This is a genomic window from Pseudoalteromonas sp. S3785 (genome assembly GCF_005887365.1).
Lineage (GTDB): Bacteria > Pseudomonadota > Gammaproteobacteria > Enterobacterales > Alteromonadaceae > Pseudoalteromonas.
In genome coordinates, this window is sequence record NZ_PNCT01000009.1 from 41,861 (window position 1) to 55,957 (window position 14,097).

Annotated in this window: 13 protein-coding genes and 2 tRNA genes; 5 read left to right on the plus strand and 10 right to left on the minus strand. The window is 42.1% G+C overall.

The window, feature by feature from the left end; genetic code table 11:
- Positions 1-85: 85 nt before the first annotated feature.
- Entirely contained in the window at positions 86-790 is a 705-nt protein-coding gene (locus CWC17_RS03135) for a response regulator transcription factor (RefSeq protein ID WP_055016531.1), read from the plus strand.
- A 76-nt stretch (positions 791-866) separates the two neighbouring features.
- Here the strand turns inward: CWC17_RS03135 and CWC17_RS03140 are convergent, their stop codons facing one another.
- The 6 genes from CWC17_RS03140 to nudE all read right to left on the minus strand — a co-directional run bounded on the left by CWC17_RS03140 (position 867) and on the right by nudE (position 5,170).
- A complete protein-coding gene (locus tag CWC17_RS03140; protein ID WP_138541544.1) occupies positions 867-2,375 on the minus strand; it encodes a YifB family Mg chelatase-like AAA ATPase in 1,509 nt (502 codons plus the stop codon).
- Positions 2,376-2,408: 33 nt separating this feature from the next.
- A complete protein-coding gene (locus tag CWC17_RS03145; RefSeq protein WP_138541545.1) occupies positions 2,409-3,023 on the minus strand; it encodes a trimeric intracellular cation channel family protein in 615 nt (204 codons plus the stop codon).
- Positions 3,024-3,329: 306 nt separating this feature from the next.
- Positions 3,330-3,406: transfer RNA gene (locus tag CWC17_RS03150), tRNA-Met, on the minus strand.
- A 182-nt stretch (positions 3,407-3,588) separates the two neighbouring features.
- Positions 3,589-3,665: transfer RNA gene (locus CWC17_RS03155), tRNA-Met, on the minus strand.
- Between the two features lie 148 nt (positions 3,666-3,813).
- Positions 3,814-4,605: a 3'(2'),5'-bisphosphate nucleotidase CysQ gene (gene cysQ / locus CWC17_RS03160; RefSeq protein ID WP_055016896.1), complete on the minus strand. Its 792-nt coding sequence runs from the start codon at positions 4,603-4,605 to the stop codon at positions 3,814-3,816.
- The gene (gene nudE / locus CWC17_RS03165) at positions 4,598-5,170 is read right to left on the minus strand and encodes an ADP compounds hydrolase NudE (protein ID WP_138612069.1); all 573 of its coding nucleotides are present in this window, start codon (positions 5,168-5,170) and stop codon (positions 4,598-4,600) included. The genes cysQ and nudE overlap by 8 nt, the downstream gene beginning before the upstream one ends.
- Positions 5,171-5,232: 62 nt before the next feature.
- On the opposite strand from nudE, the gene yrfG reads away from it, so the two are divergent.
- Positions 5,233-5,880 (plus strand): GMP/IMP nucleotidase, encoded by a 648-nt coding sequence (gene yrfG / locus CWC17_RS03170; RefSeq protein ID WP_055016897.1) that lies wholly within the window; start codon positions 5,233-5,235, stop codon positions 5,878-5,880.
- Here the strand turns inward: yrfG and CWC17_RS03175 are convergent, their stop codons facing one another.
- From CWC17_RS03175 to CWC17_RS03185, 3 genes are all read right to left on the minus strand, one after another.
- A complete protein-coding gene (locus CWC17_RS03175; RefSeq protein ID WP_138542675.1) occupies positions 5,881-6,504 on the minus strand; it encodes a dUTP diphosphatase in 624 nt (207 codons plus the stop codon).
- A gap of 83 nt (positions 6,505-6,587) precedes the next feature.
- Entirely contained in the window at positions 6,588-6,956 is a 369-nt protein-coding gene (locus CWC17_RS03180) for a YacL family protein (RefSeq protein WP_055016899.1), read from the minus strand.
- Positions 6,957-7,070: 114 nt separating this feature from the next.
- Positions 7,071-7,295 (minus strand): hypothetical protein, encoded by a 225-nt coding sequence (locus CWC17_RS03185; RefSeq protein WP_004588664.1) that lies wholly within the window; start codon positions 7,293-7,295, stop codon positions 7,071-7,073.
- 312 nt (positions 7,296-7,607) lie between these two features.
- On the opposite strand from CWC17_RS03185, the gene uvrD reads away from it, so the two are divergent.
- The 3 genes from uvrD to CWC17_RS03200 are packed head-to-tail and all read left to right on the plus strand — an operon-like array spanning position 7,608 to position 12,721.
- Entirely contained in the window at positions 7,608-9,773 is a 2,166-nt protein-coding gene (uvrD, locus tag CWC17_RS03190; protein ID WP_138542674.1) for a DNA helicase II, read from the plus strand.
- Positions 9,751-11,814, plus strand: a complete 2,064-nt coding sequence (locus CWC17_RS03195) for a tRNA(Met) cytidine acetyltransferase TmcA domain-containing protein (RefSeq protein WP_138612065.1) — start codon at positions 9,751-9,753, stop codon at positions 11,812-11,814. The genes uvrD and CWC17_RS03195 overlap by 23 nt, the downstream gene beginning before the upstream one ends.
- A 58-nt stretch (positions 11,815-11,872) precedes the next feature.
- Entirely contained in the window at positions 11,873-12,721 is an 849-nt protein-coding gene (locus CWC17_RS03200; RefSeq protein WP_138612066.1) for a chemotaxis protein, read from the plus strand.
- Positions 12,722-12,769: 48 nt separating this feature from the next.
- Here the strand turns inward: CWC17_RS03200 and CWC17_RS03205 are convergent, their stop codons facing one another.
- A complete protein-coding gene (locus CWC17_RS03205; RefSeq protein ID WP_138612067.1) occupies positions 12,770-13,426 on the minus strand; it encodes an NAD(P)H-dependent oxidoreductase in 657 nt (218 codons plus the stop codon).
- Positions 13,427-14,097 lie beyond the last annotated feature (671 nt).

A 14,097-nucleotide genomic window follows, 5' to 3' on the forward strand; every position in this document is an offset into this window, starting at 1 on the left:
TTACCGAAAAGTTACAGCCCCCTCTTCTCAGCATTAAACGATTGGTGCTACCATACAGAGCTATAAATATACAAAAATAAGTCCTATGGCAATTAACGTTTTATTGGTTGAAGACGACGAGCTACTCGTTAAGCGCATCCAAAATCACTTTACAGACACCGAATTTTCGATAGAAATAGACTCCACAGGTGCTGATGCCCTAAACATAGTTAGGCAACGTGTAAACCTGCGCAGTGCTATTTCTCTTGCCATTATTGATATTGTATTACCCAAGCGTGATGGGTTGCAGCTTGCCAAAGAGCTCAACACTTTGACCGATATCGGCGTCATTGTTTTATCCAGCCGCGACTCACAAGCCGATCGTATTGCAGGGCTTGCCCAAGGCGCTGATGATTATATTTGCAAGCCTGTTGACTTATTAGAGCTTGAGCTACGCATGCGTGCGCTTTATAAACGTATTGCAATTAATCAAGACGATGACGAAAGCGAAGAATTTATAGAATACGCCGACTTTAAACTTCACCCCGACAATCGAACATTAATTACCTCATCAGGTACTGAATCGCGCTTAACCGAAGCCGAGCACAAAGTGCTAATTTGTTTAATTAGCAACGCAGGCAAAGCCACCTCGCGTGAGAAAATATCAGAAGAAATAGGTCAGCCCGATTGGAGCCCAAATGATCGCACTGTGGATGTTTTAATTGGCCGTTTGCGTAAAAAGCTCTACGATGAAAAAGACCAAAAACGCATTGTTACCGTGCGTGGCAAAGGCTATATGCTGTCAATTTAGCGCATTAAAATTTAACATAGTAGAAATACGCCGAGCTTAACACCTTACAATAATTAAGCCTTATTGCGGTTCGGTATTATTTAGTTAACTGCGCTAGCAACCGCTCGAAAGCGCGGTAATTTAGCGCCTCTTTTAGCTCTTCTAAACTAATGTGTTCTGCGCCTTTTAAATCACTAATCGTACGTGCCACTTTAATGACCCTATGGTAAGAGCGCGGTGATAACGACAGTTTTTCGCTGGCTCGTGCTAAAAACTGCAACTCAGCAGGCGCAAGCTCACAATGTATATTCATTTCTTTGTTATTTAAACGCGCGTTAACCTTACCTTGGCGCTTTAACTGTATATGGTATGCAGCTTCCACTCTCTGCCTAACTTGAGCACTGCTTTCTTCGGGCTGAGTACTTTGCAGCTCAACACTGGTTAAACGGGGCAACTCAATTTGCAAATCGATACGGTCGATAAACGGGCCTGAGACGCGAGATAAATAACGCATAACTTGATCAGGTGTTGCTCGCTTGTCATTATGGCACCCTGTCGGGCTAGGGTTAAGTGCAGCTATTAGCTGAAACTGCGCCGGAAACTCCATTTGCCTTGCTGCACGGGAGATAACCACAGAGCCGGTTTCCATAGGCTCACGCAAAGAATCAAGCACCTTACGTTCAAATTCCGGAAGCTCGTCTAAAAACAACACCCCGTTATGCGCAAGTGAAATTTCACCCGGCTTAGGGTTTGAAGAGCCACCGACTAAAGCAACTGCTGAGCAAGTGTGGTGGGGGTTTCGAAACGGCCGCTGGCGCCAATTATTTAAATCGATAGATTGACCAATAATAGAGTAAAGTGCAGCGGTTGATATTGCCTCATCGTCAGACATAGTTGGCATTATGGTTGCCATTCGCTGAGCAAGCATAGACTTACCCGTACCAGGTGGACCTAAAAAAAGTAAGTTATGACCTCCAGCGGCGGCTATTTCTAGCACTCGCTTAGCACCGGGTTGGCCTTTAACATCACTTAAATCGAGCAAAAAGTCGGGAGACTGGGCGCAATCAGGGTATTCAATATTTAAAGGTAAAGGCTGCTGATTTAATAAATCACCCCACACTTCTTGTAATGAATTAACCGCTTTGCGTTTAACGCCGTTCACCAAACTTGCGAGGCTGTCGTTGGTAAAAGGTAAAAAGCAGCAGCGGTTTTGCTCTTTTGCTGCAAGTACAGAGGGCAAAATGGCATTTACGCCACGCACTTCGCCATTGAGTGCAAGCTCTCCGTAAAACTCGTATTTATGTATATCAGGACATACAACCTGCCCAGAGGCCACTAAAATACCTACCGCAATGGCTAAGTCAAAGCGCCCACCATCTTTAGGTAAATCGGCAGGCGCTAAATTTACGGTAATGCGCTGATCGGGGAAACCAAATTGAGAGTTTTCTAGGGCGCTACGCACCCTATCTTTTGACTCTTTAACTGAGGCCTCAGGAAGCCCAACAATATTAAATGCCGGTAAACCATTACCAAGGTGTACCTCTACAATAACCTCAGGGGCGTTTATACCCACTTGGGCACGAGAATAAATGCGAGCTAGCGACATTCCTTATCCTAATTAATGGTTTAATTAATTAGTTTAGTCAGAATATTTAAAAACGTGTACTGTGATTTGCCATTTAATAGCTGCAATACGAAGCAATAAGGTGGTTAGCATTGCCATTACCATGGCAAGTTCAGTCGCTAACGCAAAGTGAATACCCAAAGTATAAACAACACCGCCTGCAATACAGGTAATTGCGTATAGCTCGCCTTTTAGCAGCATAGGAATTTCGCGGGCAAGCACATCTCGGAGCATGCCACCAAAGCAACCGGTAATTACACCCATAATAATGGCGGTCATATTTGGCATGCCGGCAAGTAATGCTTTTTGGGTACCCATAACCGCAAAAAATGCTAATCCAAATGCATCGGCAATTTGTAATGTGTAATGTGGAATCGACTTTTGCTTGTTAATAAGCCGAGTGGTAATAAATACCGCTGCTAAAATAGCATAAAAAAAGCTTTGGTCGTGTAACCAAAATACCGGAACATCCAATATAAGGTCACGAACCGTACCGCCTCCAATCGCTGTTACAGCAGCTAATACTACAACACCAAAACCATCCATTTTCTTTTCGTGTGCAACCAATGTACCCGTAATAGCAAACACGGCAATGCCAATTAAATCAAACCAGTGGTAAAGCTCAGTCATGTGTAACACACCCAAAATTATTTGTGCCGTTTTAACACAAACTATACAAAGTTTTAAGTAATAACACTTTTTTCGGAAAATTTATAACGTGTATAAAACACTATTTTGGGAGGCATAAATTTATGAGGGGTGTTATTTCAGTGATTGCGGGAGCCAGAGTTTATGGAGAGTGAATGCCTCACGCAGTGAAGACAACCTTTGCTGGCTAATGGAGAGCTGAGACCGACGAGCTATTCATTTCACTGAATTTTAGGCATAAAAAAACACTCATATAGAGTGTCGCTTCATTCTAACTTTTTATTTCAGTGGTTGCGGGAGCCGGATTTGAACCGACGACCTTCGGGTTATGAGCCCGACGAGCTACCAGGCTGCTCCATCCCGCGCCTGAAATATGCATACTTATTTAGCGTTGCTTACATTACAACGAGGCTGCCAACTTCCTAAAAGAAATTGGTTGCGGGAGCCAGATTTAAAACGACTACCTTTGCTGGCTAATGAAGAGCTGAGACCGACAAGCTTTTCTTTAACTAACATTTTACAGTAACCTCAAACCCCTAAAGGAAATTGGTTGCGGGAGCCGGATTTGAACCGACGACCTTCGGGTTATGAGCCCGACGAGCTACCAGGCTGCTCCATCCCGCGCCTGTAATTTCTTTGAAATAGTTTCGTGTTAATAACGAGCCTGTTTCGAAGAGAGCGCTATAATATAGGAATAAACTTATATTGCAAGGCTTTCACTCGTTAATTGCGTTCAACCGAACAAAAAGCAACCAAACCACTCTTTAAATCGCTATCTTTGATGCGGGCTTATCATTTTTTGAAACTCCCAATCTGGGTGTCCCATCACAATAAAATCTGGATTTTCGGTGCTCTCACGCTGGTTATATGTAAGCGGGTTAAATTCTGCATCGGTAATACACCCGCCTGCCTCTTCTACAATCACTTGTGACGCGCCGGTATCCCACTCGCCAGTAGGGCCAATTCGTAAAAAGCAGTCGGCTTTACCCTCGGCAACAATACATGCTTTTAGCGAGCACGAGCCTACAGCAATAGTGGCAAATTGCGTATTTAAATACTGACTGACCGCTTCAATTTTTTGTCTACGGCTTACTGCTAGCGTTAGGTTATCGGGTGTTGCTACCGACATTTTTGTATCGCTACCATTTTCTCGTTTAAATGCCCCCTGATTAGCAGTAGCAAAGTAAGTAATGCCTTTTGCTGGCCAATGAATCACACCTAAAACGGGATGGTTATTTTCAATAAGCGCAATATTAACGGCAAAGTCACCACTTTCTAAAATAAACTCGCCCGTGCCGTCCATCGGATCTAATAACCAGTAGCGTTGCCAGTCTTGTCTTTGGGCAAGTGCCGGAATAGGCGTCTCTTCTGACATAATAGGAATCTCGGGCGCAAGGTCTTTTAAACCAGCAACGAGCACATCGTTAGACGCTAAGTCTGCTTTTGTGACGGGCGTAGCGTCTGACTTTTCTTGTTGGCCAATATCATCTTTTTTATAAATAGCCATAATGGCATCGCCTGCTCGTTGTGCAAGCTCTATACAAGGCTCTAGTAGTTTATTCATTTGCAGCTCCAGACGCTAAATACTTATTTAATAATAACAAAGCGGCAACACTGCGAGCTTCGGTAAAATCGCCTTGTTCTAATAATGACTGCCAATCTGTTAATGGCCACTTAACAACCACTAGCGGTTCAGGCTCATCCCCTTCTAACGTTTGCGGGTATAGCTGCTTAGCAAATAAAATATGCATAGTTGCGTTAAAGTAACTTGGCGCCATTGATACAACTTTTAATGGCTCAAAAAATTCGGCGCCAAAACCCACTTCTTCTTTAAGCTCTCTGTTTGCAGCTTGTTGGGGCGTTTCGCCTGGGTCTATTAAGCCTTTAGGAAAACCTAATTGGTAGTCGTTCGTGCCTGCACAATACTCACGTACCAGTAGCATTTCGTTGTCCGCAGTTATTGGCACAATCATTACAGCCCCACGGCCACCGCCACGTATTCGCTCATACTGGCGCTCTTCGTCATTAGAAAACTTAAGCTCTAATGATTCAACAGTAAATAAACGGCTTTTAGCAACTACATTATTACTAATAATTTGCGGTGGAGTTGGGTGCTTTTTCTGTGTCATTGGCGTTATTTTGCTATCATGGCAGTTGTGCTTAATCATAAACTTTTCACAAGGAAAAGCCCATGCTAAATTGGTCAAAAATCGATACCGTTTTACTCGATATGGACGGAACATTACTCGATTTGCATTTCGATAGTCACTTTTGGCTTAATGTTGTTCCAGAACAACTTGCACGCACTCGCAATATCACCCTTGATGAAGCAAAAGCCGATATGCACAAGCGCTACCAAGCGGTAAGTGGCCAAATACAGTGGTATTGTTTAGATTATTGGGAAGAACAGTTAAAGTTGCCGATAATGGAACTAAAACGTCAAACCCAACACCTAATAAAAGTACGCGAAGATGTGCCTCACTTTTTAACTGAGTTAAAAAAAGCAGGTAAAGAGCTGATTTTGTTAACTAACGCTCACCCAGAAAACGTCATGCTTAAATTTGAGCACACCGCGATAGATAATTATTTAGATGGCGTGGTGTCGACCCACCAATACGGCGTGAGTAAAGAGCAGCAAAGTTTGTGGCATCAAGTACAAAAAGATTTAGGGTTTAATAAGCAGCGCACTTTGTTTGTTGATGACAGTGTGCCTGTTTTAAATGCAGCCCGAGAATACGGCATTGAACATTTACTTGCGGTTGCTAACCCTGATAGTAAGCAACCACATAATGTAATAGCCGATTACTTAAACGTAACCGACTACCGCACTATTATATAATTAGCTTTTTGGGTAACGAGCTTCCAAACCTTGGTATACTAACTTTGCAAAGTCGGCATGTTCGGTATCAAGGCTTTTTACGACTTCAACCAAATGCTCGTTATCTTCTTGACCGTTCCACACTTTAATGTAGCTGCCATCTTTGTAGCCATGATCTTGGCGGAAAAAGTTTAAGGTATTTTTACCTACGTAACCTCGGTATAAATCGTCTATATTCATACCAATTTGCGCCATACAGCCTGCAAATGCAGCGGCGTTAAAGGTTTTATCAGCAACGGCTGATGCTGCTAATATTTCAAGTGTTTGTTTAAAGTCATCAGCTTGCTCAGGCGCATTAAGTTGCTGCTCTAACTGCTTTGCTAACGCTTCATAACTTGTAGTGCCGTCTATTCTTAGCGATAAACCAAAGTGAAATATATCAACCAATTCTAAAATGACTTGCTCAGTATCTGGGGTTTGCTTTTTCCACCACTTCCAACCGTAGTGGTCTAGCATTTCTGCACACTCTACCCAAATGGCTCTATACCACTCAAAACCTTGGCTAAACCATTGCTCATGAACCTTAGTATTCATGGCATTTTGCATTTCTAGCATAACGACTAGCTTATTTAAATTGGCAGACATATTCATTCCTGACGTTTTTGATTGGTGTAATAGTACAGATAAAAAAAGCGCAATGCATCAGCACTATTTTAATAATTCTGGTTTTACTTTGAGCCGCTAAAATCAGCCCAAGATTCAATTAAATCTATAAAATCTTCAAAGCCACAACCACTCACTAGGCCATTTTCTTCAAGCATTAAGTCATCATCTTGATAGGCAACTAAGTCTTCACTGTCTTGGTGTAGGGCATGGGCTTCAAATAAGGCTTCGTCTTTAGAGAGTATTAAGTCTATTTCTTGGCCTTTTAACGTTATTGGCTCGTAGCTTGTTTTAACTGAGTTGATAAGTGCTTGTACCATCGCCACTTTTTCTTTGCCAATTTCTTCATTTAACCAGCGGCCAATTAGGGCATGCTCGCTGCTTATTTTAATGCGCAGCCCGCTAATAGGGTCGCGTATAAATTGATATTCCATAATTTTTACTTGTAAAACGCTAATGCACTAATTATACCCATAAATAGCCCTGAACACTGCCCCTAAAACGCAAAATAGCGCCAATGGGCGCTATTTAAATAGGTGGCATAAAAGCTAACTTCGCGATCTAAAACGTGCAGCATCTATAATCGACCATAAATAAATAATAGGCACCAGTACAAAGCCTACCAATACATAAATAAGTGCGTAACTAATTATAATAGCTAGCGCAAAGAAGATAGCAGCTAAAATACGCCCTTGTACCAGTTGCCCTAAACCAGGAAAAAATATATTACACAACGCCGCAATTACATTACCGCCAGAACCTTGATCAGCCATACTCACCTCTGTAGTTAATTAATTTTAAATTTTAGTTATTTACTTACTATCACACTTTATGCCAATTTTTTAAAGCTTAAAAATCAATTAGTTAAACTAGCATAAAATAACTGATTTAGTCTTTTTTACTAAATATAGGTCAATTTGATTATTTTTATTCTTAATTACAGTTACTTAACAGCATGAATAAACAGTTAAGCAACTAGTTTTACAAGTATTTTTAGAATAGCTGTTCATAAAAACAGTATTTTATTTAGCCTAACAAAAACACCTGTTATACTCCCTCTCATTATTGATTGAAAAGGCGTAACGATGGACGTTTCTGAATTACTCGATGGCTTAAATGACAAACAACGCGATGCCGTTGCAGCCCCACTACAAAACATGCTGGTATTAGCAGGTGCTGGTTCGGGTAAAACACGTGTTTTAGTTCATCGTATCGCATGGTTAATGCAGGTTGAGCAAGCTTCTGCTTATAGTATTTTTGCGGTTACCTTTACTAATAAAGCCGCTAAAGAAATGCGCACCCGTGTTGAAGAAACCCTAAAAGCCCCCGTGGGAGGCATGTGGATTGGTACATTCCATGGTTTATCACACCGTATTTTGCGCGCTCATCATCGTGAAGCAAACCTACCAGAAGCCTTTCAAATTTTAGACTCTGACGATCAGCTAAGAATGATCAAGCGCTTATTAAAATCAATGAATATTGATGATAAAAAATGGCCAGCTAAACAATTTGGCTGGTATATCAGCGCTAAGAAAGATGAAGCCCTGCGTCCTAAAGATATTCAAGCCTACGATATAAACGAGCAAATGATGCTGCGTGTATATGCAGCCTATCAAGAAGCATGTGACCGCGCTGGTTTAGTCGATTTTGCAGAAATACTGCTACGTAGCTACGAGGTTCTTAAAAATAACCCTACGCTACTTCGCCATTACCAGCAGCGCTTTGCCCACATGCTGGTAGACGAATTCCAAGATACCAATACCATTCAATACGCATGGTTAAAGCTACTTGCAGGCGATACGCAAAGCATTATGATTGTAGGCGACGATGACCAAAGTATTTACGGTTGGCGCGGCGCTAAAATAGAAAATATAAAGCGTTTTTTAACCGATTTTGATGCTGAAACTATTCGCCTTGAGCAAAACTATCGCTCAACCGCAACCATTCTAAAAGCATCTAATGCGCTTATAAAAAACAATGCAGAGCGCATGGGTAAAAGCTTGTGGACCGATGGCAACGAAGGCGAGCCTATATCAATTTATGCAGCCTTTAACGAGCTAGACGAAGCCCGCTTTGTAAGTAGTAAGCTACGCAGCTGGTTAAATGCCGGTAATGCGCTGCAAGACGCCGCCATTTTATACCGTAGCAACGCGCAATCTCGTGTACTCGAGGAAGCCATGCTTCAAGAAGGCTTAAAATACCGTATTTACGGCGGTATGCGTTTCTTCGAACGTCAAGAAATTAAAGACGCGCTATCGTACTTACGATTGGTAGGAAACCGCCAAGACGACGCCGCATTTGAGCGTGTAATTAACACCCCTGCGCGCGGTATTGGCGATAAAACACTTAGCCATATACGCGACTGTGCGCGTGCTGAGTCGCTGCCTCTTTGGTACGCTGCTAAAGCAATTGTTGAACAACAGCATTTATCGGGTCGTGCGGCAAGCGCTGTTACAAAGTTTGTAGAGTTGGTAGAACACATAGAAGATAAAATCAGCGACCTGACACTACAAGAGCAAGCCAAGTACACTATTCAAACGTCTGGTTTAATGGCTATGTATCAGGCTGAAAAAGGCGAAAAAGGCCGCGCTCGCGTAGAAAACTTAGAAGAGCTTATCAGTGCATGCGATCAGTACGAGCTCCCTGAAGAAGAAGAGTTTAGCTCACCACTACAGGGCTTTTTAGCCTACACCTCACTTGAATCTGGTGAAGGCCAAGCGGATGAGCACGAAGACGCTGTACAAATGATGACTCTTCACTCTGCTAAAGGATTAGAGTTTCCACTTGTGTTTATGGTGGGCGTTGAAGAAGGTATGTTCCCATCGCAGCAAAGTAATGAAGAATCAGGGCGCTTAGAAGAAGAACGCCGCCTCTGTTACGTGGGTATGACCCGTGCAATGGACAAGCTTTACATAAGCCATGCCGAAAGCCGCCGTTTATACGGCCAAGAAAAGTACCATAGCCCATCACGATTTTTACGCGAAATACCCGAAGACTGCGTAGAAGAAATTCGTATTAAAACGCAGGTATCGCGACCACCTGCTGCAGGGCGCTTTAGCGCGTCAGTAAGCCATGCAGCTTTTGAAGAAAGTGGGTTTAACTTAGGTCAACGTGTACTGCACGCTAAATTTGGTATTGGCACTGTGCTAAATTACGAAGGCAGTGGCGCACAATCGCGTGTACAAGTTAACTTTGACGACCTTGGCAGCAAATGGCTAGTGACCGCATATGCACGACTTCAAGCTGTATAAGCACTATGTTGAACAATTAACACAGCAACTAACTGACGCAAAACATCGTCAGTTAGTACTTATTACAGGCCAAGCCGCTTGGTGCTACGAGCTACTAAGCGCATTAACAGACTCAGATAATGTAAAGCTGCTGTCAAACAGCGGCATTGCTAATTCAAGTTGGCCTGAGCATACCCATGAACTACTTGGGCAAGAGTTTATTCATGCCGTTTATGATGGCTATAGTGGCATTTACCCCGATAAACTTGCTGCCCTTGCCGGTACCATAAAAGCAGGCGGTTTGTTATTTTTATTACTGCCTGACTTACAACGTTTAGCCTCTTGGCAAGACCCTGCACTTAAAAGCGTGCAATCTCATGGAAGTAGTAATCGGCAAAGCTATTTTAATTTACGTTTTTCTCGCCTTTTACAAACGCTACCCGTCATACACTTTGATGAACACACTGACTTTAAACAGCCGCCGATCAAAAGCAATGTAACAAATAAAATTGAGTATCAGGCGCAGCAACAATGCGTTGAACAAATAATTAAGGTGGCCACAGGCCGCGCGAACAGGCCTTTAATTATTAATGCCGACAGAGGGCGCGGAAAATCAGCCGCGCTTGGTCTGGCAGCCGCAGCATTACATGATAAAAAAATCATTGTATGCGCAACACAATTCAGAGCCACCCATAGCTGTTTTAAGCATTTAGCTAAAACCTTACAGGTTGAATACAAGGCTCAGCAAAAACATTTAACTAATTTACAGTACATGGCCCCAGATGCACTGCTTAATCAGTTGCCGCCTTGTGATCTATTACTGGTCGATGAAGCCGCCGCAATCCCTGTACCACTACTATTAGCCATGTTAAAGCACTACCCGCGTATAGTCTTTGCAAGCACCTTGGTAGGTTACGAGGGTAATGGCCGAGGCTATACCATTCGTTTTACGCAACATATAAAAGCAAATTACAAAGCGGCAAAAGTTGTAAACTTAGAAGACCCTATACGTTTTGCTAAGGGCGACCCTCTTGAGCAACAGGTACGCACACTCTTTGCTTTAGATGCACAATATAACGAATACCCGCCCGCATTAAGTAGCATTGAGCACGTTGAAGTCACTCAACAGCAACTCGTTGACAATGAGCCTTTACTGCAGCAAATAGTTGCGCTGCTCGCACTTGCCCATTATCAAAGCAGTGTTAACGATTTACGCCACTTTCTTGATGCCCCAGCGCAAAGACTGTTTATTAGTAGATGCCAGATGCATGTTGTGGGAGTGTGTTTAATAGCCGTTGAAGGCGGTATGGATGCAGAGTTAGCTAAGCAAGTAATCAGTGGTGAGCGGCGCCCACAAGGGCATTTAATGGCACAATCACTCGCGCAATTAAGCGCACAGCCAAGCTATTTAACAAAACAAAGCGCACGCGTTATTCGTATAGCTGTTGCACCTAACCTGCACCAACAAGGCGTAGGTAAAGCATTACTAGCGCATTGCCAGCATCAGCTAACACCCACCTGTAGTTATATAGGTGCAAGTTTTGGGGCTACAGCCGGGCTTTTACATTTTTGGCAATCTCAAGGCTTTAGTACTGTTAAGCTAGGTTATCAGCGAGATAAAAGCACCGGTGAGCACTCAGCCCTTGTTGTTAAAGCATTAGACACATCCCCGCAGGGCTTACATACCTTAACTCAGCAATTTAAAAGTGATTTGTTTTATGGTTTATTAACGCACTTTAGCCAGCTCGACAGTGAGTTAGTCAGTGAGCTAATAAGTAAATTTAGCGATGAATCTAGCGTGCCCAGCCCACCTATAAACACTCCAATTAGTACAATAAATCGCTTTAATACCGCGCCAAAACTATGGTATTTATTTAACCACTCACCGTCCTGCCTAATGGCAACTAAAAGTGAAGTTCGCCACTTGCTGATACAAATGGTATTACAAAACCACAATAATGAGCAGCTAATCAAACAACACCGCTTAAGTGGGAAAAAAGCATTAGAGCAACAATTTAAACTCGCTGTTAAATCACTAATTAAAAAACCACCCAACCTTTAAGCTATTTATCTATTTTGTTCTATCCTTAAAGCATTACAAGGCAATTAAAGATAAAGGTATGGAATTCATAAACTTTCAAGTGGGCTGTAAAACCATTTCACTTAAAATTCTCGATATTTTACTCACCGAGCGGTTTGATAATAACCTCACTACATTGCCAAATAACAATAAGAGCTTTATTGGTGTAAAAGACTACATGGAAACACCTACGCCAGTGTTCGACCTAGGTGTTATTTTAAATGGCAGCTCTACAGAGCAAAGTAATAAAAAAGCACTTAATGAGCTAAGAACCTGGCAAACCTCGCTTAATGATTGGTTTAGCCAATTTGAAAAAAGCATCGCGCAGCAGAGCCAGATAATAACGAACGATAAAACTCAGCTGCACAACATCGCCGTATTTTATAAAGAGTTTAAAACCGACAACAGTGACCTAAAAACTATCATAGAAAAACTTGATGAGCCTTTTCAAGCGCTAGTTACAACAACAGATCAGGCAGTTAGTGCTCATAGCGAGCAAGACTATAAACAAGCCAGTAAATATGTAGCGAGTATAAAGCGCAACAGCTTCATGCAATTGCAACGACTGTTTGATGCGGCAAAAGAGCAAATAACACTCGACTATAAACCTATTATTGTTTTTACTACTAAAGACGGGCTCAACCCATATATCGGGTTACTAGTAGATAAAGTAGAGGACAATATAGATTATAAAAAAGAAGACATTAAGCCACTCGATAAATTAACCGAAGTAGGCTTTGATATAGACCCGCAAACCAAAGGCATGATGCGAGGGCTAATAAAGCTAGCCGAAAAACACAGTGTTTTAATAGACCCTAGCGCAATATTTAGACCTGATCATTTAGCACAAGAGAAAGACGAAGAAACACAAGCGTATGGTTTATTCTAAAAATAAAAAGCCGAGAAGATTCTCGGCTAATTAACTTATAGCAACACTTTATACAGTAGCAATAATATCTTCAACTGATAAACGCGCTTTAGGTTTGCCAAAGTTCCAGTCTTCTTCTTCAACAGGGTAACCCATTGCAAGTGCCACTTCACAAATATGGCCATCTAGCTCTTCGCTAAACTTCTCGCCAATTAACTCTGGGTCAACACCTTCCATGGGTGTAGATGCAATATTTAAACGCGCCAGTGTATGCATAATGTTACCCAGTGCTAGGTAAACTTGTGCTTTAGTCCAGCTGCCATTATAGCCATTTTCATCTGTATTCATTTCTGCAAAAGCATAAGCACCCATAAAGCTCTCACGTAACTCTACTGGTAAATGACCAGAGCTCACTTCGACATCCACACGTTTAACAAACTTCTCCTTAGTAAATTTAGGATCATAAGCTAATAACAGCGTATGCGATGCTTCTTTTGCATGAAGTTGATTGAATTGATGCTTGTTAGCAAATGTATCGTGTAAACGCTGCTTTGCTTCGTCACTTTCTACCAATACAAACTTCCAAGGTTGAGAGTTGATCGAAGAAGCAGACAAGCGAATAGCTTCTTTAATTACGTCAATATCTGCTGATGAAATACGTTTGTTCACATCGTACTTTTTAGCCGTATAACGGTTATGTAAGTCTTTAATAATCTGATGAGACATGCTTTTCTCCACTTTGTGAGGTGTGTAAATACAAGATGGAGCAAGTCTATAGTACTTGATGCCAATTGATAATTAGCAGAATAGTTAAAAGACTTTCTAAAAAAAATTGATAATAGACCAAACCCATATCATTTTGGGTAACAGTTTTATTGCTGCGGGTAACCCTGCTCGTGAAATAAGGACACTGTAATTATAATCGACGCTTTTTAGCATCGGCATTAGCTCGATCGACCTATATGATGAGCTTAAATAAATATGTATCACATGTACGAACTGGCTTTCCTGCACTCGTAAAAAAGCCAACTATTACTAGTCGGGCTTACTTGTATTTGAGCCTGGCGATGTCGTAGTACCCACAGCGATGGAGAGACACATAGCAAAGTATTCTTAATGTTTTTTAATGGGATTCACTGAGCACTGAGGTGGTCGTCGCGTTCTTTTCCCCGTGGGTTTCGTGATACTCAACCCACGCTACGAAGTACTGGTTGACGCTGTGCAGCTGATAGTTAACGGCTGATAGCTACTATTTTCACTTTCTTACAGACGTAAAAAAGCCCGACTATTACTAGTCGGGCTTTCTTGTATTTAGAGCCTGGCAATGTCCTACTTTCACATAGCAAATGCTACACTATCATTGGCCGGGGCTCGCTTCACTACTGAGTTCGTCAATT